The organism is Gardnerella sp. DNF01195 (assembly GCF_049244175.1).
Classification (GTDB): Bacteria; Actinomycetota; Actinomycetes; order Actinomycetales; family Bifidobacteriaceae; genus Bifidobacterium; species Bifidobacterium leopoldii.
Map to the genome: position 1 here is coordinate 949,587 of NZ_CP058383.1, position 21,385 is coordinate 970,971.

The window sequence follows — 21,385 nt, forward strand, 5'->3', positions numbered from 1 at the left end:
GTTAGATTGTTCACTTCTTACTTTGTTTAGATAACAAGTTTGCTAAACTCACACACGCAAACCATAAGATTACAGCTAACACAACAGCTATAAGCATTACCGTAAACGCACTTCCTGCAGTCGGCACGTGAATTTCGAAGAATTTCGCAGTAAACGGTATAAAAGCTCCAGCAACTCCAGCTGCAGCAAATAACGCAACCATAATTCCTCTCCACGAGCACAAAGGCTTGGCGACGCTTGCAAGCACGAGTATGCCAAGAACAAATACGATTACGGAACAAATACTGCGAGTGGTTGCCAAAGCTTGCACGTTCGAAACAATAAAACGAGATGCTATCAAATTATTTGCAACAACATCGTCAAGATTTAATCCCAAAACTCGTGGAGCTATAACAGCAGTAGCGAGCACAGAAGCAGCTATAGCAAATCCGCTAGGAACAGCAAAACGAACAACTCGCTTCAAGAATCCTGGAATATATCGACGAGTATTAGGCGCCAGAGCGAGCAAAAATGCTGGAATACCAATAGTTAAAGAACCAATATAAGTAATGTGACGAGGCAAATACGGGAAGTGTAACGCTAGAAGCACAACTCCTGCAGAAATAAGCGCAGAATAAACAGTTTTTACAAGGAACAAGCCAGCCACACGTTCCATATTTGCCATCACTTGCCTACCGCGAGCAACAACATCAGGCAAATGCGAGAATCGTGAATCGACAAGAACCACTTGGGCTACAGCTTTTGCAGCAGGAGCAGCATTGCCCATAGCAACGCCCAAATCAGCTTCTTTAAGAGCCAAAGTATCGTTCACGCCGTCACCAGTCATAGCGACCACATGACCTTGAGTGTGAAGCGCCTGAACAATCGCTTTCTTTTGATGAGGAAGCACACGTCCAAGCACATCCACATTTTCAAGCACTTTAGCCAATTCGTTAATATCTTCTGGCAGTTTTCTAGCGTCCATTGCAACAGGCTTGCGATCTCCTGTTAAGCCAACTTTTGCAGCAACAGCCGCAACAGTTCTAGGATTATCTCCTGAAATTACTCGGCAGCGCACACCCTGCTCACGGAACCACGAAAGAGTTTTACGAGCGTCTTCACGAATACGCTCAGAGCAGCGAACTAAAGCAACAGGCTGAGCATTTGCGCAAATAGTGGGAGAATCGCCAAAAGTTTTATCTGTTTCTGTTACGCTACTTAAGCTGCTACTATCGACGCTACTTACAGTACTACTTTCGCTACTTACTTTTGCAAGAAGCAGCACGCGCTCGCCTTGCTCAGCATAAGAATTAACTTTCGCTAAAAGTTCATTAGAATTTGCATAATTAATCGCGCTTAGCAACACTTCCGGAGCACCCATATACCAAGTTGCACGCTCTCCACTACTTTGTACATATTGCACAGCGCTCCATTTTCTAGCAGACGAGAATGGAAGACGATTAGATACATGCGCGCTAGCTGCAACTCCTTGAGCATCAAGCCCTTGCATAATTGCAACGCCTGTTGCGTTAGGATTTTCTTCGTTTGATAAGTCAAATAAAGCTTGATTAGTTTGCAAGCTGGTCTGTAAAGATATTTCTACACTACTATTATCTAGATTTTCTACACCAACGAATGCAATACCACCGTCGGTTATAGTGCCAGTTTTGTCTAGGTTCAAGCAGTCTACGCGCGCTAAAGTTTCTACAGATTCCAACTCCTGAACTAACGTTTGCTTACGCGCAAGTCGCATAGCAGCCACCGCAAAATTAAGCGAAGTAAGAAGAACCAATCCTTCTGGAATCATGCCAACAACGCCTGCAACAGCAGAGACAACAGCTCCCCTCCAAGCACCAGTCTGCCAAGCTTCAACAAATCCGCCAACCTTGTGCATTTGCGACCACACAAGCAGCACACACAAAGGCACCACAACCATCGTCATATACTTCAAAATCGTATTAATTCCACGACTTAAGTCGGAAATTGTTTTGGTATAAACCTTCGCTTGCGCAGCCAATTTTGCAGCATAACTGTGCTCACCTACGGCAGTAACACGCGTTAAAGCCATTCCAGAAACTGCAGTAGATCCGGAATAAACGTCGTCACCTTGGGCTTTTCGAACTGTAGCAGATTCGCCTGTGAGCATGGACTCGTCCATTTCCAATCCCCACGATTCCAGCACTTCTACGTCTGCTGGAACCTGCTCGCCGGCTCTGAGCCACAAAACGTCCCCAAGCACAATATCTTTGTGCGCAATCTCAATATTTTCTCCACCTCTACGCACCATTGCGCGAGCGGCAATCAATATAGAAAGCCTATCCAAAGTGCGCTTTGCTTTTAATTCAGTCACAATGCCAATTCCAGTGTTTACCAGAATTACTACACCAAAAACAGCATCCTTCCACGAACCAGTTGCAAGCACGACAACCATTGCTGTGAAAATAATCGCGTTAAACAATGTAAACACGTTCGCGCGCACAATATCCATTAAAGAACGAGAAGTCTGCTTAGAAGTAATATTCACGTCTCCGCGAGAAACAGCCTCTGCAACCTCTTCGTCACTCAATCCATCAACTTCTACTTTAGGAAGCGCCGCAATAGCTTTATTATTAGCGTTTTCTGTAGACGCTATTGCATTTTGTTTATTACTTGTCATTTATAATCACTTCCCTGCTGTGTGGCGTATTGTCAATTATTGCTCGAACAATGCTTAGCAAAGACGAACGCTCAAATTTTGATTTCTTGCTTTTATTGTTTAAAGATTCGCTATTTTTTGATAAATAAGATTCATGAATATTTTTTCCAATTCCACTTCCATCGCTATCAAAATACAAAGTAGCTGCGTATAAAGTTGCGTCTTTTGGTGCTTTTACAGGATTTATTAACGCAACTGGCACTCCAGCGTAACGCGCGTATTGCAGCGCAGAAATCCATGCTTTGCTTTCGTTTTGTTTATTGCGAGTGCTGTTATTAAGCTTGTTATTCTCTTTTATATTAGGTTGATTATTAGCATTATGCAGGTCGTCAACGCCTGTTACGTCGAGCGCGTCTATAAGTATTAATGAAACAGGCTGCTCGCTTGCAGCGCGAATAGCTTGCTGAGCAGCTTCGTTAGGATTAGCAACATTGGATAGCGGCACATAAGAGGCACTCAATTTTGACGTTTTACAATGCTTCATAACTTCGTCATCAAGCGCAGCTAATTTTGAACCAATTACAAGTAGATGAATATCGTCAATATCCACACCGTCGTGAATTATGTCTCCAACGCGACCAGTATTCCCCACAGCTTTACCCTGCGGCTCGCAAGCACTCAACGCACCCAGCGCTAAAGCAGTTACGACAGTAGTCGCAAAAATGGTAATAGCGCGTTTAGAAAACATAAGACTTTTATACCACACCTTCAACATAAGTGGTGGTTTTGGGATATTTCATGCAATTCTACAAATTGTAATACATTAACACATTGACACCACATATAACACCACTTATACTTTTATAAAACTTTTAAAAATCAGCATAATATGAAATCAAATATGACTAAAACAAATAAAGCTAGCAAAAATATCACTCATAAAAACAACGCCAAAACACTAACAAATAAAACACTCAGCTACTACATGTCACTACCGTATAAGCTGGAAATTGTGAAAGATCCGGATGAAGGTGGATTTGTGTCCTACTACCCTGATTTGCCCGGATGCATAAGTTCAGGAGACTCCGAACAAGAAGCAGCAGCAAATGCGCAAGACGCTAAGCACGCTTGGATTGAAGCAGCACTTGAAAGCAAAATCAACATAAAAGAGCCGTCTCGCACTGAATTAAATGACTATTCTGGTCAATTCAAACTGCGTCTCCCTAAAGAATTACACAGGCAATTGGCTGAGCAATCTCAAGCCGAAGGCATAAGCATGAACCAGTATTGCGTGTATCTTCTTTCGCAAAATAACGCTATTGAACGCGTGCTTGAGCGAGCGTAGAAAATAAATACTTATACTAATTCATTCTTAGTATTATTTTCGACCTTACTTTCGATTTCTTCGGAAACATTTTTTACATTATCTTTGCTCTTACTAATACGATTAACTTCATCATCAACGAGTTTTCCTAATGTTTTCTCATCAATTTCAACTTTTTGAGCCGCAACAGATTCATCAGCAAATCTATTAAAGATTTCCTGTTTATTTTCAAGGACTTTTGTAATTCCTTCATCAATAGTTTTTTCAGCTAAAAGATGATAGACAATCACATCCCTAGATTGACCCATACGATATGCTCTGGAAATTGCTTGATTCTCAGTAGAGGGCTTAAGCTGTGGCTCACATATAACTACCACACTGGCGGATTGAATATTAAGACCGGTACCACCAGACATGATTTGAGACACCAACACACTTCCAGCTGGTGCATTATCAAATTCTTCAATAATCTTTATTCTTTTTTCTGGTGAAACTGAACCATTTATCAAACCAATGCACTTGTTTGAGAACGCATCAACTACTTTATGCAAAGTATCCAAATAGAAAGAAAAAATAAGTACTTTTCTCTCCTCTAGTTCTGCTTCTTCAACTATTTCTTTTAATAGTTTTGCCTTACTTGAGTTACGCATATCATCAACATTCCACGAAACTCGCCTAATAGCATGGAAATTACCACTCATCAAAGCTTTTTCGTATTCAGATTCTTCTTCTGCATTAAGCTGACACCAAGATTTATTCTCAATTAACTCAGGAAGTTCAAATAAAACATCTTCTCGTTTTCTACGGTAATAAACAGGAGCTATTTTCTCTTTAAAAAGATCTGAAAGAACGAAACTTCTGGTACCAACAATTTCGGCAGCAATATCCGGTTGCAATAATTTTATAAGTTTCACCATTTCACTAACTTTATTTTCAAGAGCAGTGCCTGTCATAAAAAGAATATTGTTAGCATGATTAAGAATTAATTTTGTATTCTGATAGCGTTTTGTTTCTGGATTTTTTATATAGTGAGCTTCATCTACAGTAATCATTGAGAATTCAAAATTATCTGGTAGGTTAAAATATGATGTCATTTCATAAGTTGTAACAGCAACACCACCATTACTCATCCAATCTTGTAACGCAAATTCTCTATCTCTTTGAGAACCATGCACCTTAACTACTCTTAAATTACTAAATCTTTTAATTTCCTTGCACCAATTCACAATAATGCTTGCAGGACATATAACAATGAAGTGAGTACCACCTTCATTTCTTAAAGAAACCATTGAAGCAATAGCTTGAACAGTTTTACCAAGTCCCATTTCATCACCAAGCAACACTCTTTTTTGGTGAAGGATATATTTCACACCCAATTGTTGGTATCGTCTAAGCTGACATGATAAACCATCTGACAATATAGGCTGTTTCTTAACTTCGCCAGCAAGCCCTTCAGGTAAACCATAAAAATCGTCAACACTTCCCAATAGCCCCGGAACAAGATCTTCAATAACATTCGCACATTGAATCGGATTCTTCCGTAATTCATCCCACGGATCACAGCTAAAATTGCGTATCTTATCTAAATTTTCTACAGACTGATGAGCTTGTTGACCATACTCACCAGTTAATATATCACTAAGCAACCTACAAGCTTCAATTGCGCGCTGTCTATTTTCATCTGACGCAAAAGCCCATCTCAAAAACCCTTTTGCTGGTTTAGCTTGTTCGACAGCTGACTCTATAACTGGAAAATACTTATCAGCTAAATTATTACTAACCTTCGTAAACTGATTAGTATACCTATAAAGAAAAGCAAAGCGAATGATATCTTCTACATCCTTGCTTTTATTGCTTAAACTAAGCTTCAGTTTAACTCTCTTTTTTAATTCTTCTACAGTTTCATCGACAACTCTTTTTATTTCAATTGCACCATTCTCGCTAATACCTCTAATAGCCGATAATTCATACACTGATGCTTTAAATACATCAGCAAAATTATTAAAACCAGCATTCTTAAGAATTGATACTCTTATACCTTTTTTCTCACGATTAACTTCTACAATCGAAACATTTTTTGCCATTCTGATAGCTTGATTAGATATATATTTTTGTGCAACATGCTCAAGAAGCACCCTAGCCTCATCTTGTTTATTATTTAAAGAAACAAGATTGTATTGCAAATTTTTATGCAGCCTTATCAGATTCCTAGCATCTGAAAACGAAAATTCTCTTCTCATGTTTCTCCTTAAATCTGCAGAATTTTAACTTATTCTACTAGCAATCATCCGCAATTACTTGCAGCACAACTTCAATACCCCTTCATATAACTCTCACTTTATCAAAACATTAAAACGCATCACAAAAAACTGTACATATGTGAATGTCACTGTATATAAACTGTATACAAACTTCAGGATTCTACTATGTAATTCATGTTCGCGAAAAGATTAGTGATAGTCAGATTGTGAAATAACCACACAACTCCCCCCACAACACGCACAAAATCAAAATTGGTAAGACTCGCATTCGTGTAATAGTATTATGCATTGGATGTGCATTCGCGCCGCAGCGTGAATTAAACAAAGCAGTTGAAGCACATACAATAATTTCAACAGAATTTAGCGAAATTAAATTAACTAAATTAAATTAATTTCAGCAGAATTCAACAGAAATAAATAAAATTAAACTAGATTCAACGACGAAAAGAGATTACCGATGACGAAGATCATTCAGATTGGCGCAAATCACGCCGGCACTGCCTGCGCTAACACCATTTTGAGCTACCCAGGAAACGAGCTTACCATCTACGATCAGAATAGTAATATTTCCTTCCTTGGTTGCGGCATGGCTTTGTGGATTGGCAAGCAAATTCAAAGCAGCGACGGACTGTTCTATCAGAAGCCAGAAGATTTCGTTAAAAAAGGCGCTAAGGTAAATCTTGAAAGTAAAGTTCTCGACATTGATTACGCAAAGAAAGAAGTAACAGTCGAACTTAAAGACGGCACTGTTATTCACGATTCTTACGACAAGCTGGTTCTTGCTACCGGCAGCCTTCCAAACAGGCCTCGCATTAAGGGCATTGACTTGGAAAACGTGCAAATGGTAAAGCTTTTCCAGAACGCTCAAACTGTTATCGCTAAGCTTCAAGAGCGCGATTTTAATAACGTCGTGGTTCTTGGCGGAGGCTACATTGGCGTGGAACTTGCGGAAGCTTTTAAGCGACTTGGCAAGAACGTAACTCTTATTGACATGGAAGACCATATTCTTAACGGCTACTTTGACCCAGAGTTTTCCGATAATTTGAAGCAAATTATGGAAGATAAAGGCATTAAGTTTGAACTTGGTCAAACTGTTGAAGAAATTGTTGGAGACACTGAAGTCAAGGCTGTTAAAACAAGCAAAGGCACTTACGATGCAGACATGGTGATTTGCGCTATTGGCTTCCACCCAAACGTTGCGCTCGGCAAAGATCACTTAAAGCAGTATGCTAATGGCGCTTTCCTCGTTGACAAGAAGCAGCAAACTTCCGATCCGGACGTGTACGCAATTGGCGACTGCGCTACAATCTACGACAACGCTCGAGACCGCGTAAACTACATTGCGCTCGCTACTAACGCAGTTCGAAGCGGCTTGATTGCAGGTCACAACGTTTGCGGAACTCCTGTAGAAACCGAGGGCGTGCAAGGTTCTAGCGCAATGATGATCTACGACTACAAGCTTGTTTGCACCGGCTTGAGCTTAACTGCCGCTCAAAAAGAGGGCATGGATGTTGATTACGTTGATTTCGAAGATACTCAAAAGCCTGCGTTTATGGAAGTTGAGAATCCAGAGGTGAAGATTCGCATCGTTTACAAGAAGGATACGAAGGTTATTGTTGGTTGCCAATTGGCTTCTAACTACGATATGTCTGCCGCAATTCACCTGTTCTCGCTGGCTATTCAGAAGAAAGTCACGATTAAGGAACTTGCTTTGTGCGACATCTTCTTCATGCCTCACTTCAACCAGCCATACAACTACATTACGATGGCTGCTTACACTGCTTTGTTGAAGGGATGATTAATATCTGTAATCTTTGATGATTAATCTCTGCGATTAGCTTCTGCTATTAGCTTAAATCGCATTTATTAAACCAAGCAATCTGTTCTATAATGGAGCAGTTGCTTGGTTTTTTAATCATCCGCGCACAAAAGCGCGCACACGACGCGCATATTAGCGTAAGACATGCAGATTAAAACAAAGGAGTCTAGGATGAAGCAGCTTTCTATTAAACCAACTATTCATAAGTTCGAGCAGGCACGCGACTTTGCGCAAGAATTCAAGCTCGGCAAGGGTGATTTGGTTATTACAAACCAATACATTTGGGAGCCTTATTTTGGTGATTTGAATCTTGATTGCGACGTTATTTTCCAAGAGAAATACGGCAAGGGTGAGCCGAGCGATGCAATGGTTGATGCAATCGTTAGCGACATTCACACAACTCCAAAGCGCGTGATTGGCATTGGTGGCGGCACTGTTTTGGATATTTCGAAGGTTTGTGCGTTGAAACAAACTAGCCCGCTTGAAGACTTGGTCGACGGCAAGATTCCTGCACAAAAAGGCGCTGATCTTATTCTTGTGCCAACTACTTGCGGAACCGGTTCTGAAGTTACGAACGTTGCCGTGTTCTCGCTTACTAAGCGCAATACCAAGAAAGGTTTGGCAAACGATGCTTGCTACGCTACGGACGCGGTTCTTATTCCGGAATTGTTAAAGAGCCTACCGGATTACGTTTTTGCAACCAGCTCTATTGACGCTCTTACACATTCGATTGAGTCCGCACTTTCTCCTATTGCAACAGAGCTTACAAAAATGTTTAGTTACAAGGCTTGCGGACTTATTTTGCAAAGTTATATGCGAGTTGTAAAGGAAGGCAGCAGCGCAAAAAGCCAAGTTGTAAGCGATTTGGTTTCAGCAAGTCTTTACGCTGGCATTGCGTTTGGTAACGCTGGCTGCGGTTGCGTGCACGCTATGGCTTATCCGCTTGGCGGCACTTTCCACGTGGCTCACGGCGAGACGAATGCTGCGCTTCTTACAAGCGTTTTGCGATACTATGCTAAGCACGACGCTAACGAGAATAACGCAGAAAACACTGAGCTTTCTAAGCTTTTCGACTTCATGGCAAATATTCTAGAATGCAAGAAGGCAGACGTACTAGACAAGCTTGACGAAGTGCTTAACACGATTCTTCCTAAGCATAGGCTTCACGAGTATGGCATGAGCGAGGATATGATTCAAAGCTGGGCTTCAAGCGTTGTTAAAGAACAGCAGCGACTTTTGAAGAACTCCTATATGCATATGGACGAAGCTGCAATTGCCGAAGTCTACGCGTCTACTTTCTAAAATCAGATTTTTAGCAAACTTATTTTCTAGAATTTGTTGATTTTAATTACGTTCTAATAGTTTTTCGCAAAATAACAAAAGCAAAATAACAAAAGACCCCACAAATAAATGTGGGGTCTTTATTTTATTTGTAGCAACTATTGCAACCAGTGCAACTACCACAGCTACTTCAACTATTTCTAATTGAACAATAGCTATTCAATAACTTTTAGATTGCACAAATGAGGCTCACCTAAAGGCAATCCAGTGTCCGAAGGGAAGAATCCATCATTTACAATAAAACTTACATAAACTTTCTTATTCACATACTTTTCCATGATTTGTTTAGCTTGACTACCATCATCAAACGCCATCATGGTCGCATCGCTAGGATGAGGTGGATTGCCCATATCGCCGCTGTGAGGCAAAGTAACGCTGGTTTTATTATCCAGAATAAGAATCATGAAAGTTTGATTAGGATCTGAAGATCCCGGATTAGGATCTTGAATATTTTGCGCTTCAAGAACCTGGTTGTACGACAAAACCTTCACAGTTCCGGAAACTACTTGCCTTCCGCTTGCTTTTTCAGCTTTAATCTTGCTGTCTAAAGATTCGCCACTAGCGGATTTCTTAGAATCAGCTTTCTTACTTGCATTCTCGCCAGACTTCTTAGAATCCTTATCTTCTGAATTAGAGTCGCCGCCTTTATTGCTTACGGTTTTCTTATAAGTATTATCTTCAGTTTTTGCCAAATTATCGAGAAGCGTAGTGTCATCTGTACTGACAAAATTAATATTTTTTGTATTCTGTTTAGGAAGATCAGTGATTATTCCAGACCAGTATTTTTCTTTTTTAAGAGGATTACTATCAGCAATATTCATAGTAACCTTGTAAGCCTCAGTATCCCCTGTTCCAGAAGACCACTCAACATAGCTTAATGAATTGCTGTCTGCGTATTGCGATAACGAAGCCCTAAAACCGCCAATGTCTCCAACGCCATCGCAAATTAAATCATTTGAAGAAACAACGTCACTGTAATCTTTATTTGCAGCAAAAACCTTCGAACGTGACACATATTTATAATTTTTCCGAAGAATAAGCTCCGGAATATCCCTATCGCTCATATTGACTAACGCGTAAGAATACTTACTTTTGCTAGTATCAATTTCTGAATCAGCTTCATTAAGGTTATATTTATCAGCGTTTGCTAAAACTTTTTTATATAAAGCTGCTACTTTTGCATTAATAACATTAACTTTTTTTGCACTATTAACAGCTTCTGTATTTGCGCCATTTTGATTTGAGCATCCTGAACATAATGGCATAAAAAGAAACAGCGAAAGTGCTAATGCAATAAATTTTTTTAGCTTCACCGCAATTCCATTAGGCATAACTACCCCTTCTCAAACTTTAACTAATTGTAAGCAAGCAAGTTAAATATTCTAATACTACGTTGTAATGTTTGGAAACTGCATAAATTTAGGTTACTTAAATATAAAAAGCCTGCGCAAAAGCTATTCACTCTTACGCAGGTTAGTATTAGATAAGCGACGCTTACGCCTCAAGCGTTATCACAGGATGCAAATCAAACATCGTTACAGTACGCTTCATGCGCGCAACGATGCTTGTTATAGCAATCGCAATCACGCCGAAAAGCACAAGCATTTCAATGCCGAAAACTATTTCGCCACTGTTCTTTCCAGCCATTGCTTGACGCAACCCCATAATCGAGTACGTCATTGGCAAGTATGGGTGAACAGCTCTAAAGAATGCCGGCGTCATTTGAACTGGGAATGTTCCTGCAGAGCTTGTGATTTGCAACATAAGCAGCACAATTGCAACTATTCGCCCTGGTATGTGGAAAATCACCATAATCATTTGCATTATTGCCATAAACATTATGGATGCAATAATTCCAAGACCATAGAACGCAAGAACGTTGTCAATTTGCAACTTTAACACAACGTGCACTACGCCCATAAGAATTACAGCTTGTACAACGCCCATAATCACAAACGGCGTTAAGCTAATAAGCGCACTCTTAAGCGGATTCATGCCATTTAGTATCGATCGCCTATCCATAACTCTCAAAACAAAGGTTGCCATAAGAGCACCGACCCAAAGTCCGATGGAAATAAAGTAAGGAGCGAAACCTGTTCCGTAATTTTCAACGTGAGAATACTCGTGTTCTTCCAAGGAAACCGGCGCGCTCATCATCTTACTTTTTTGCACGATATTGTTGATTTTTCCAGACTTTTGAGAATTCTTAAGCCCGTCATGCAACTTTTTTGCGCCTTCAACCAGCTTTGGAGTATTATCCGATAGCTTCTTAGCTCCGGAATTAAGCTGATCAGAACCGTTCACTATTTTCGCTGAACCTTGTGCAGCTGCATTCACACCATTATTTAGTTTCTCGCTACCGTTACTTACTTGAGCCAAACCTTCAGCAAGACTATTCGCTCCAGCAGCAAGCTTATTTGAGCCAGTATTAACAGCTTCAACACCTTGAGATATTGCGTCAGCTCCGCCCTTTATTTGCAAACTTCCAGCAGAAAGCTTGTCTGCTCCAGCGCTTAAAGCAGAAAGATTTGTTTCTAGAAGATCAGAATTCTCACTTAATCCTCCAGCTAAACCTTGCAAACTAGCGAGCACGTCTTCCTTAGTAACTCTAGGATCTTGCGCTTTCATAAGAAGACCCATAATTTGTGCTTTTGTTTCAGCATTTCCAGCCTTAACGCGTTCCTCTAATTCACTACTAGAAGCAGAAAGCTTTTGCGCACCATCGTAAAATTCGCTTGTTGCTGCCGATAGTTTTTGAGTTCCTTTGCTTAATTGTTGAGCTCCGTTTGCTAAATCTTGCGTTTTTTGAGCAAGATATTGCGCCCCTGCTTTACTTCGAGTATTTGCTTTAGAAAGAGTATTCGCTCCTTTTTGAAGCTCACTTAATCCGCCTTGAAGTTTTCGCAAAGATTGTGAAAGTTGACTAGATCCATCTGCAAGCTTATTTACTCCATTTTGCAAAGATTTTGAGCCTTCATGCAAAGCACCAGCACCATTTACTGCGTCACCAAGAGAATCAGAAGCAGAATTAACTTTCGCAAACATGTTCTCCCAATACTCTTGAGCAATCGCCTCGCTGATTTCGCTACGCATAGTATGGAAAGCAGTTTTACCAATTTGCGAAGCCAGCATATTACTTGCCTGATCGTACTTTACGTGAAGTTTTGCTTTAGTAGGAGTTTCATATTGCGCAGAAGCAATGCACTTACTGAAGGAAGCTGGAATGGTTGCTACCATAAAATAGTTGCCATTTTTAAGCCCCTTATTCGCTTCAGCACTATTTACAAAATTCCATTGGAATCCCTCACTACCATCTTTTTGATTCTTTAAGCGAGTTTTGATTTCGTTTCCAATGTTACGCATTTTGCCGTTAATCACAGCACCATTGTCTTCAACAACAACAGCTACAGGAACAGTATTCAAAGTCTTATAAGGATTAGTAAATGCCCACAAATAAAGCGATCCGTATAAAAGTGGAATCAAAGCTACGGTTCCAATAACAAGCTTTCGAGCTTTTCCTTTCAACGTATTGTTAAGCTCTCGAAATGCAAGAGAAAGAGTATTAACGCGCATTGTTTTCACCACCATTTGCTTCACTTATACCAAGCTGTGAATCAATATGAGAATTTTCTGATTCCCCATGATTTGGGCTTAGTCTTAAGACTTGATCAGCTTGCTTTTCTAACTCACTTTGCAAAACTCCAACAAGGCAAGAGCAGTAATTTTTACTAACATACGCGCGAATATCGGAAAATAGGTATTCGCTTTGCTCGCTAGTAAGCTCCGTTTCAATTCCATCAACAAATAGCAGCCACGGCTTTTTTAACAAAGCAAGCGCAATTGCCAAACGCATGCGCTCGCACGGAGTCAACTCTCCTATTGCTGTTTCGTGAGGAGAAAATACTTTCCATTGAGCTAACACGTTGTAAGCGTACTGCTGTAAAGCTTCACGGTTTTTAACATCATTTTTGTATTGCTTCAAAAATAGAGGCGAGCGCGCTGCTAGTTTCAACTCGCTCATAAGAACTTCTTCTATTGTTTGCGTTTTATAAAATTCGTTAATTCCGCTAAATAATCCCAAACCAACGTATTGTCGAGATTCTTGGAAATCATTAGGAAGAGTTACGTCCGCAATAGTAAGAATTCCATTAGTGAATTTCATATAACCAGATAATGCAAGCAGCAAAGCTGATTTTCCAGAACCATGTTCGCCTGAAATTGCAACGATTTGATGAGGTGCAACTTTTAGCGACACATCCCAAAATGGCGATCTTCTAAATCTTTTTAACCCTAATTCTTTAGCTTCTAAAAACGTTTGTTCCTCTTGCATAATTTGTATGTTTGACGCTTATTGCTTAGACACAACGCAGTATCTAAATTTTGCTTAGAGCGCCAGGCATTCCTCCTTACTCTAAATAACCAATTTTCAATTTTTAATTTTGTTGTTTGTGTTTGTTGTTTATTTTTAGATTTTCGCAATTAGCAAAACAATTTTTACTTTTCACATTGCTTTATCGCTATTTTTAGCGATAAACTCACGTTGCAATGCTGCATAAAACGGTGCAAAACCGGACATTTGGTGATTATTCTTAATTCTTCACCACTGATACCTTAGGGTACTCTTTTGGGTAAACAATTGTTAAGCTACTTCAATCTTTCTGTTGAATTGTTTATATTTCATCTTTAATTAAGAAACATGTTGTAAACACTTCCATGCTATATTGTCCTTAATTACTAAATGTAAGAAATACATATGTGAGAATACATATGCAAAAATACAAGCGTAAGCAATACGAAATAAAACGTATTGCTTCAAACAATATATTAAAATTCAAGCATTTAAAGGGGTGAACGGCATGCTAGGTTTGCAAATTTTAAATATTATATTTAATCCGGTTATTGTGTCGGTTGTAGTGCTATGCGCGCTTAGTCTTGCAAAACTTAATGTTTTGCTATCAATGATAGTAGCTTGCATTGCAGGTGGCATTGCTGGTCATCTTCCTCTTTTCGGTGACGGAAATCACACAATTATGGCTTTGCTTTGCGACGGTTTCTCCACCAACGCACAAACCGCTCTCGCTTACATTTTGCTTGGAACTTTTGCGGAAGCAATTACTGCAACAGGCTTAGCTCAAATTATTTCTAAAAAAATTAGCTCAATTATTGGCATGAAAAAGTACGCTCTACTTGCGGTACTAACTATTATTGCATGCATGTCTCAAAATATTGTGCCGGTTCATATTGCTTATATTCCTATTCTTATTCCGCCTATTTTGAGAGTTATGAATAAGATGAAGCTTGACCGTCGAGCTGCAGCATGCTGCACTGCTTTTGGTCTTGAAGTTCCGTATATTGCTATTCCATTTGGCTTTGGTCTTATTTTCCAAACTGTTATTGCTACAAATCTTTCTAAAAATGGCATGAAGGTTAGTGTTGCAGACGTTAGTGCTGTGAACTGGTATTTAGGTCTTGCGATGTTTGCATCACTACTTTTTGCAGTGTTTGTGCTCTACAGGAAACCTCGCGAATACAAAACTACAGAAACTGACACTCGTGCCGCCGACGCCGTTGTCGGACCTCTTAATTTACGCCATTATGTGACTATTCTCGCAATTATTGTTGTTGTAGTAGTGCAAGTTATTAGTAAGGATCTTTCGCTTTCGTCTATTGCAGGTCTTGCAACTATGATTATTTTTGGAGCAATAAAGTGGAATGACATTGACAATCAGCTTACTGGCGGCGTAAAACTCATGGGTCTTATTGCGTTTGTGATGCTCATTGCGGGCGGATATGCTAACGTGATCCAAGCGACAGGCGGAGTTGAGGAGCTTGTAAACTTTGGTGTAGCTTCTATGGGACAAAACAAACTTGTTGCTGCATTTGTTATTACGCTTATTGGTTTGCTTGTGACTATGGGCATTGGTACTTCGTTTGGCACGGTTCCTATTCTTGCGGTTTTGTTCGTGCCACTGTGCCAGAGCATTGGTTTCAGCACTCCTGCAACGATTCTTCTTATGTCTTCTGCTGCAGCTCTTGGAGACGCAGGCTCCCCTGCTTCCGATACCACACTTGGACCTACTTCCGGCTTAAACGCAGACGGTCAGCACAGTCATATTTGGGATACTTGCGTTCCAACATTCCTTATTTTCAATATTCCGCTTATGGCTGCCGGCATTGTAATATCACAGTTTATTTAGCAGATTATTTTGGCAAACACAGCAAGTAAAAACACAACTAGCGAATAACACAAATGACTAATAAACGCCAGTCGAGTTGAATAAACTCCCTGGCGTTTATTTTTAACCACCAATCAACCAATCGCAAAGTAGCCAATCGCTGCAAATTCGCAACGATTGGCCACTATCGCACGTCTCCCGATGATTTAATAAAAGCCATTCAAATAATAAAATAACTTAAGCTACAACCTCATTATGAAAGAACATCAAAAAGAAATTTCATATCTTGCATTATTTCTTCCCAAGAAAGACTTTTAGCCCAAGGTGCTTTCCTTTGGTAATCCTTCCACTTTATTCTCATCACTTCACTATCTTTAATCCTATCGAAAATTTCATTCACGTTACTCAGTAAATAAAGGGTGTTTCTCGTTTGAGAAGTAGCGTAAAAAGCTTTAGCAATCTCTTCTTTCTTAAAGACATTATCTCCTTGAGACACTCTAAGAGCATGCAAATCATAAAAATCTCGCATTCTCGTGTTAAATTCTTCCCTCACAAGAATTGTTTGCAACTTTTCTGCTAAAATCGTTGCAATTGGATAAGTCAATAAAGAGATAGATTATGAGAACATTAAAGGCAATTCTGCTTCCATAGCAGATGGAGTAATAGCATGTCCAGTTGAAATATCGATTTTAACAGGAGTTTTTGTACCATCAAAATCTGCAATTAGGCTAGCTCGAACCCCTGGATAGTCAGATTCTTGCATAATAGAATCAAGCGTTTGTAGCGTAAATTTAACACCATCATCGATATTGATAGATATTACATCTGATATAAAAATACGCACATCATCTTCACTAAGAGAAATATTTTGCATAGTTGTATCAATATCCATTGTTGTACGAAGATTTACGCCAACAAGATAAGAAATCAGCATTCCACCTTTTAGAACAAAATTGTCTTTATACCGCGAGCGAGAAACACGATCTAAAAAACGCTCCATCATATATACGCGCATTAGCACGCGAGGATCTACACCCTTTTGGAGTGCAACATTCTTTATTTTTGCTTTAAGCTGATTAGCATCCTTCATTCTCATAACAACACCCCCAAATATTGTGAAATCAACTTTGAAATCCTAAATTTTTTAGCGTAATCGCTTAGTATATCAAGTCGCTTATCCTTTCTTTTAACATAAGCTTTTAACGCACCAAATACCACCTGTGCATCTATTTGAGAACGAGAACGCAAAATATCGCAAATTGTGCGCTCTAAATCATAAGAAGGCACAAGATTACCTTCAAGCGACATAAGATTCGTCTTACCAATTCCTAAAAAATCTGGTTTTATATAAAACACCCTAACACCAGTCTTAATTAGACTACTTGCATTATAAGTTGACGGAACAGTCACTGTTAAAGAAGAAGGTTCTCTATCAGTCAAATTATGTAGAAGAAGGGCAGATTCATGTGAAAAAACAGCAACAGATGTGCGCTTTGACAATAAATTCATTTCATCATTCCACAAATTGCTCTTAACGTAAACACCTTTTGATACGCGTTCTAAGCTCTCATCTTTAATAAATCGATAAACACTAGACGGGCTAATTCCAAGTTCTTTGATGACACTATCAATGCTTAAAACTTGCTTTTTCTCTATGTAATTGCACAATTGATCCTTTAACATTTGCCCACCTACTTAATGATACGTTTACACTGATTTCATATATTATATCAGCATAAACGTATCAAATGCGTAAGCAAATCGTAAAGTGTAAATAGTCAAACCACATTTAACCAATCACAAAGTAGCCAAACAACGCAATTTTGCACCTAATGGCCACTAGTGCCAAACAGAGACATCGCGCAGTACGCAATCTGCACCAGTGTCTCTACTGAGCTTAAAATTGCTCAGCGCAAGCCAAACGAAAGCCAAGCCCAAGCCAGATTAACATCCTCACATAGACACAGTGTAAAGCGAGTAGAAGTAAGCCTTTTGATTCATAAGCTCCTCAAAGCTTCCGCGCTCAATAAGCTCGCCGCTTTTCATCACAAGAATCTCATCATATTGCTTAAGCGAATTGGCATCCAAGCGGTGAGTTACCACGAGTCGAAGAATTCCTTGCAAATTCAAAATAGACTGCGTTACGTTCGCACTTGTCTCGTTATCTAACGCGCTCGTAGCCTCATCAACCAGCAGAATCTCGGACCTTTTAAGCAGGCTTCGCGCAATAGCAATACGCTGCTTTTCGCCGCCAGAAAGATGACTACCATTCTCGCCGCACTGATAATCCTTGCCTTTAGCAGCAATCAAATCATCCAAACCAGCCAAGTGAATCACACGATCCACTTCCACATCAGGGAATGGCTTAAAAAGCGTAATATTATCTAAAATCGAAGCATCAAACATAAACACAGACTGCTGCATAAGAGTCGTCTTATCGTAAAGCGAACTCTTGCTCACATCACTAAGCTCGTGATTATCCAGCTTCACACTACCTTCATAATCCTTGTAGTAGCCCATAAGCAGATTAATCAAACTACTCTTACCAGCACCAGAAGGTCCTACTATCGCGTAAGATTTTCCAGTTTGCAAAGTTAGATTTACATTTTTCAAGACTTTATGATCCGCATCATAAGCGTACGAAACATTGCGCAAAACAACGTTTTTAACAGAATCGTCAATGATCTCGCCAGAATCTTCCTTAACGTTACTCATATAATCGGCCATCTTGCTAATCAGCTTCTTAGCGCCCTTCATCTCGCCGAGCATTTGCGGAAGACTTGCAATAGGCTGAAGTACACCATTCATCAAATTAGTGAAAGCTAACACCATTCCAGCAGTAATAACACCAACATGAGCGTTAACCATCCAAGCACCAACAAGCATCACGCCAAGCTGAGTTGCAAGGCTTGAAATCGTTCCAAGAGCAGAAACAGTAGTCATCGTTTTTTCGCGAAGATTCTTCGTATGCTCAAGCTCCATCGACTGATTCTGATAACGGTTAATAACCTCCTGCTCCGCCTTAAAACTCTTAATAACCGAAACGCCGTTCAAAACATCCTTCGTCAAAGCTGTGTAAGACTCATTCGACTTAGAAACCTGCTCCTCTCGAGTGGCAATTCCGCTAGCTGTAAGGATCGAGCACACCATAGGAAGCACGGAAATAATAAGAGCAATAACAGTGAGCAGTGGACTATAGTAAATCATAAGAGCTAGCGAACTTACCAGCATAAGAACGTCTTGAACAAAGTCAAAAATCTTCTTCAAATACTTTTCTTGAATACGCTCGCAATCATTAGTAAGTACAGAAAGATACGTGCCGGAATTCGCGAGCGAAAAATCACTATAACTCTTCTGTAAAAGCTTCTTGATAACAGACTCTTTATACTGATTCATTGCTTTTTCAAGAAAGCGAGGGTACGAACTGCGCTTCAACGCGAAAATCAGGGAGATTGCCAGCATAAAGGAAACGACAAGCAGCAAAATAGTAGTTAAAGAGTAGGATCCTTTACCTGCCATATAGTCGAAAATAATTTGCAAAATCCAAGAAATAGCAGTGTAAATCATAGACAAGGAAATAAAAACTATCATCGAAAGAAAAGCTACAAGCTTGTTTTCTTTGAAAAATAGTTTTACGTAATTTTTTACGTCGGGATGCAGTTTGGATGATTGCTGATTCGCGGACGATTGCTGATTTGCTGTATTGTCAGTTTTGTTCATTCTCGCTACCTCTCACTTCCTTTATAGCTATTTTCGATATTTCTACTGTTTCCTATCTAATAGCATTTTCGTAGCTAGCATTTTCGCTTCTGTTTTGCCGATTCGCCCGCTACAAAACGTTGAAAGCTACACTATCATACTTATCCTGATTGTTCATGCTTATCTACTTGACAACACCTATAAATGGTTAAACACACTTACATGTAATGCTTGTTAGAAATAATAAGCATAGAGTTAAAAAAAAATCAAATTAGAACGATGGTTTTATACGTGATATCAGCGTAAACGTGTCAAATGCGCAACACTGCTTCAATACAAAGCTCAAGAGCATACGCTTTAGAATCCCCACCCCAATTGCGCTCATCATAATTTTCAACATCATGCAAAGTATCTGCAGTATAAAGAATCTCACCCCAAACAATCTCGCGCATTTGCGCACAAGCTGCTAAAGCAGAACACTCCATTTCAACAACCGCGCATCCCTCCTGCTTACGGTTAGCAACTTTCGTCTTAGTTTCACGGAAAAATCCATCCGTAGTCCACGTCTTAACTTCATGATAAGGCAAATTATGCGCCTGCAAAGTTTGCAAAATAGCATGCCTCGAACGCTCTGAAACATCAACATAACGACTTGGAGGCAAATAATGATAAGAAGTCCCCTCATCCCTTAAAGCTTTATACGGAACCAGAAAAACGTTTTCCGCATAATCAACTAGCGATCCGCAAGAACCAGCACTAACAACTTCACTAACACCGTAAGAAATCAACCAATCTAAGATCTGAACAGCGGCCGGAGCGCCAACCGGGGCCTGTACTAAGCAGATTTTTTGCGTTTCTTCTTCTACTGCGCTGTTTGTATTTTCTCTTACTGTATCTCCTACTTTTTCTTCCAAAACATATATCGGATATTTTTTAGTTGCAGATTCAAAATTTGCTACAATTGTAGCTTTCCTACTTAAAGCATACTGATCAATTTCATCCCCTAAGAAAGCAAAAACCGCTTTAGATGGAAGCTGAACAGAAATATTATCGTGTTTTGGCATTAAAACTGCACTTTTATCGGAATCATACTCTAAAATTGGTAAATTATATTCTGTCATATAATCAACTCCATCCTACAAACCATTCAATCCTATATACAAATACACACATTAATACGCAAAGATCACAAAATGGTCAATTGCTGCAAATTCGCACTTAATGGCCACTAGAGAATCATATTTTCTGCATCATGTCCTGTCTTTTATAAAACCGCAGCAATCGATTTCTGCTAACTCAATAAAGCCAGCTGACTTATAAAAAGCAATAGTTTTTTCAGTACAATCCGTAGTCAATTGAATTTGACGAACATTAGGATAACAATCCACAATCGCCTTTAACAAAGCAGACCCTATCCCCTGCCTTTGATGCTTAGGCAAAACAAGGATATCCTGGATAAGAACAACCGTATATCCGTCGCCAACAGCTCTAACAATGCCAACTAGCTCATCACTTTTATATGCAGCTAAAACCTTGAGCGAATTGTTAAAACCATTTTCCAAAGCAACTAAATCATCTGTGTACGCAGACCAACCAACGGAATCATACAACCTTAAAATATCTTTGCTATTATACTTTTCATACTCTTTTATTTGAACATCTGCTAAATTCATTGACAATAACACCCCCGAATACTGTGCAATCAACGTTGAAACCCTAAATTTTCTAGCGTAATCGCTCAGTATATCAAGTCACCTATCTCTTCTTTTAACATAGGACTTTAATGCACCAAAGACAACCCGTGCATTCGTGTACTACTATAGCGCTTTGACCGAGATTGAAATCATTGGGATTTCAATTCCCTTCAATACAAAAACTCACTTGGATTGGAAGTACTGTGAACCTCCAACGTGAGTTTCGTAAGAGATCTAACTAGCGAGCTTCTCACCGAATTTGTTTATTTAGAGGGTACACAAGTAAATAAAAACAAGAGCACTTCCCCGAATTTGTTTACTTATCAGCTATATAAGTAAACAAAAACAAGCGTCAGTAAACAAAACGGCCTTAACTATCAACTAGTCAAGGCCGCCTCATTTACTTTATAAGACTTTACGAAGCCTTATAAAAGCGCGTAAAACTTCAACTTACGCA

Annotated in this window: 14 protein-coding genes and 1 pseudogene; 4 read left to right on the top strand and 11 right to left on the bottom strand. The window is 39.5% G+C overall.

Going from position 1 to position 21,385, the window contains the following annotated elements; all coding sequences use genetic code 11:
• Nucleotides 1-10: 10 nt before the first annotated feature.
• A complete protein-coding gene (locus tag HXT43_RS03520; RefSeq protein WP_410295034.1) occupies nt 11-2,635 on the bottom strand; it encodes an HAD-IC family P-type ATPase in 2,625 nt (874 codons plus the stop codon).
• Entirely contained in the window at nt 2,625-3,362 is a 738-nt protein-coding gene (locus tag HXT43_RS03525) for a hypothetical protein (RefSeq protein ID WP_174143392.1), read from the bottom strand. The genes HXT43_RS03520 and HXT43_RS03525 overlap by 11 nt, the downstream gene beginning before the upstream one ends.
• Nucleotides 3,363-3,515: 153 nt before the next feature.
• Between HXT43_RS03525 and HXT43_RS03530 the strand changes: the two genes are divergently transcribed.
• The gene (locus HXT43_RS03530; protein ID WP_004119931.1) at nt 3,516-3,959 is read left to right on the top strand and encodes a toxin-antitoxin system HicB family antitoxin; all 444 of its coding nucleotides are present in this window, start codon (nt 3,516-3,518) and stop codon (nt 3,957-3,959) included.
• Between the two features lie 11 nt (nt 3,960-3,970).
• Here HXT43_RS03530 and HXT43_RS03535 read toward each other — a convergent pair whose 3' ends face one another.
• Nucleotides 3,971-6,178: a DEAD/DEAH box helicase gene (locus tag HXT43_RS03535; protein WP_004107155.1), complete on the bottom strand. Its 2,208-nt coding sequence runs from the start codon at nt 6,176-6,178 to the stop codon at nt 3,971-3,973.
• A gap of 478 nt (nt 6,179-6,656) precedes the next feature.
• On the opposite strand from HXT43_RS03535, the gene nox reads away from it, so the two are divergent.
• Together nox and HXT43_RS03545 are read left to right on the top strand one after the other, a co-directional pair.
• On the top strand, nt 6,657-7,997 hold the full coding sequence (gene nox / locus HXT43_RS03540) for a H2O-forming NADH oxidase (protein ID WP_174143393.1): 1,341 nt from the start codon (nt 6,657-6,659) through the stop codon (nt 7,995-7,997).
• A gap of 192 nt (nt 7,998-8,189) precedes the next feature.
• Nucleotides 8,190-9,320 (top strand): 4-hydroxybutyrate dehydrogenase, encoded by a 1,131-nt coding sequence (locus tag HXT43_RS03545; protein WP_004107157.1) that lies wholly within the window; start codon nt 8,190-8,192, stop codon nt 9,318-9,320.
• Nucleotides 9,321-9,514: 194 nt separating this feature from the next.
• On the opposite strand, the gene HXT43_RS03550 is transcribed toward HXT43_RS03545, so the two are convergent.
• The 3 genes from HXT43_RS03550 to HXT43_RS03560 all read right to left on the bottom strand — a co-directional run bounded on the left by HXT43_RS03550 (nt 9,515) and on the right by HXT43_RS03560 (nt 13,689).
• Nucleotides 9,515-10,690: a hypothetical protein gene (locus HXT43_RS03550; protein ID WP_116442660.1), complete on the bottom strand. Its 1,176-nt coding sequence runs from the start codon at nt 10,688-10,690 to the stop codon at nt 9,515-9,517.
• 163 nt (nt 10,691-10,853) lie between these two features.
• Nucleotides 10,854-12,932 (bottom strand): YhgE/Pip family protein, encoded by a 2,079-nt coding sequence (locus tag HXT43_RS03555; RefSeq protein WP_162861582.1) that lies wholly within the window; start codon nt 12,930-12,932, stop codon nt 10,854-10,856.
• Nucleotides 12,922-13,689: an ATP-binding cassette domain-containing protein gene (locus HXT43_RS03560; RefSeq protein ID WP_004119947.1), complete on the bottom strand. Its 768-nt coding sequence runs from the start codon at nt 13,687-13,689 to the stop codon at nt 12,922-12,924. The genes HXT43_RS03555 and HXT43_RS03560 overlap by 11 nt, the downstream gene beginning before the upstream one ends.
• A 526-nt stretch (nt 13,690-14,215) precedes the next feature.
• Between HXT43_RS03560 and HXT43_RS03565 the strand changes: the two genes are divergently transcribed.
• A complete protein-coding gene (locus tag HXT43_RS03565; RefSeq protein ID WP_032842528.1) occupies nt 14,216-15,556 on the top strand; it encodes a Na+/H+ antiporter family protein in 1,341 nt (446 codons plus the stop codon).
• A 232-nt stretch (nt 15,557-15,788) separates the two neighbouring features.
• Here HXT43_RS03565 and HXT43_RS03570 read toward each other — a convergent pair.
• From HXT43_RS03570 to HXT43_RS03590, 5 genes and pseudogenes are all read right to left on the bottom strand, one after another.
• Nucleotides 15,789-16,631 (bottom strand): annotated as a pseudogene (locus tag HXT43_RS03570) (nucleotidyl transferase AbiEii/AbiGii toxin family protein).
• Nucleotides 16,628-17,218: a type IV toxin-antitoxin system AbiEi family antitoxin domain-containing protein gene (locus HXT43_RS03575; RefSeq protein WP_004119958.1), complete on the bottom strand. Its 591-nt coding sequence runs from the start codon at nt 17,216-17,218 to the stop codon at nt 16,628-16,630. The pseudogene HXT43_RS03570 and the gene HXT43_RS03575 overlap by 4 nt, the downstream one beginning before the upstream one ends.
• A 270-nt stretch (nt 17,219-17,488) precedes the next feature.
• Entirely contained in the window at nt 17,489-19,255 is a 1,767-nt protein-coding gene (locus HXT43_RS03580; protein ID WP_004119962.1) for an ABC transporter ATP-binding protein, read from the bottom strand.
• Between the two features lie 290 nt (nt 19,256-19,545).
• Nucleotides 19,546-20,355: a nucleoside phosphorylase gene (locus HXT43_RS03585; RefSeq protein WP_004107172.1), complete on the bottom strand. Its 810-nt coding sequence runs from the start codon at nt 20,353-20,355 to the stop codon at nt 19,546-19,548.
• 129 nt (nt 20,356-20,484) lie between these two features.
• Nucleotides 20,485-20,907 carry a GNAT family N-acetyltransferase gene (locus HXT43_RS03590; protein WP_004119964.1) on the bottom strand — a complete coding sequence of 141 codons (423 nt, stop codon included), beginning with the start codon at nt 20,905-20,907 and terminating at the stop codon, nt 20,485-20,487.
• Nucleotides 20,908-21,385 lie beyond the last annotated feature (478 nt).

Excerpts from the sequence above, each read along its gene's own strand:
- HXT43_RS03520 (WP_410295034.1), bottom strand. The coding sequence starts at position 2,635 with ATGACAAGTAATAAACAAAATGCAATAGCGTCTACAGAAAACGCTAAT.
- HXT43_RS03525 (WP_174143392.1), bottom strand. The coding sequence starts at position 3,362 with ATGTTTTCTAAACGCGCTATTACCATTTTTGCGACTACTGTCGTAACT.
- HXT43_RS03530 (WP_004119931.1), top strand. The coding sequence starts at position 3,516 with ATGACTAAAACAAATAAAGCTAGCAAAAATATCACTCATAAAAACAAC.
- HXT43_RS03535 (WP_004107155.1), bottom strand. The coding sequence starts at position 6,178 with ATGAGAAGAGAATTTTCGTTTTCAGATGCTAGGAATCTGATAAGGCTG.
- nox (WP_174143393.1), top strand. The coding sequence starts at position 6,657 with ATGACGAAGATCATTCAGATTGGCGCAAATCACGCCGGCACTGCCTGC.
- HXT43_RS03545 (WP_004107157.1), top strand. The coding sequence starts at position 8,190 with ATGAAGCAGCTTTCTATTAAACCAACTATTCATAAGTTCGAGCAGGCA.
- HXT43_RS03550 (WP_116442660.1), bottom strand. The coding sequence starts at position 10,690 with ATGCCTAATGGAATTGCGGTGAAGCTAAAAAAATTTATTGCATTAGCA.
- HXT43_RS03555 (WP_162861582.1), bottom strand. The coding sequence starts at position 12,932 with ATGCGCGTTAATACTCTTTCTCTTGCATTTCGAGAGCTTAACAATACG.
- HXT43_RS03560 (WP_004119947.1), bottom strand. The coding sequence starts at position 13,689 with ATGCAAGAGGAACAAACGTTTTTAGAAGCTAAAGAATTAGGGTTAAAA.
- HXT43_RS03565 (WP_032842528.1), top strand. The coding sequence starts at position 14,216 with ATGCTAGGTTTGCAAATTTTAAATATTATATTTAATCCGGTTATTGTG.
- HXT43_RS03575 (WP_004119958.1), bottom strand. The coding sequence starts at position 17,218 with ATGTTAAAGGATCAATTGTGCAATTACATAGAGAAAAAGCAAGTTTTA.
- HXT43_RS03580 (WP_004119962.1), bottom strand. The coding sequence starts at position 19,255 with ATGAACAAAACTGACAATACAGCAAATCAGCAATCGTCCGCGAATCAG.
- HXT43_RS03585 (WP_004107172.1), bottom strand. The coding sequence starts at position 20,355 with ATGACAGAATATAATTTACCAATTTTAGAGTATGATTCCGATAAAAGT.
- HXT43_RS03590 (WP_004119964.1), bottom strand. The coding sequence starts at position 20,907 with ATGAATTTAGCAGATGTTCAAATAAAAGAGTATGAAAAGTATAATAGC.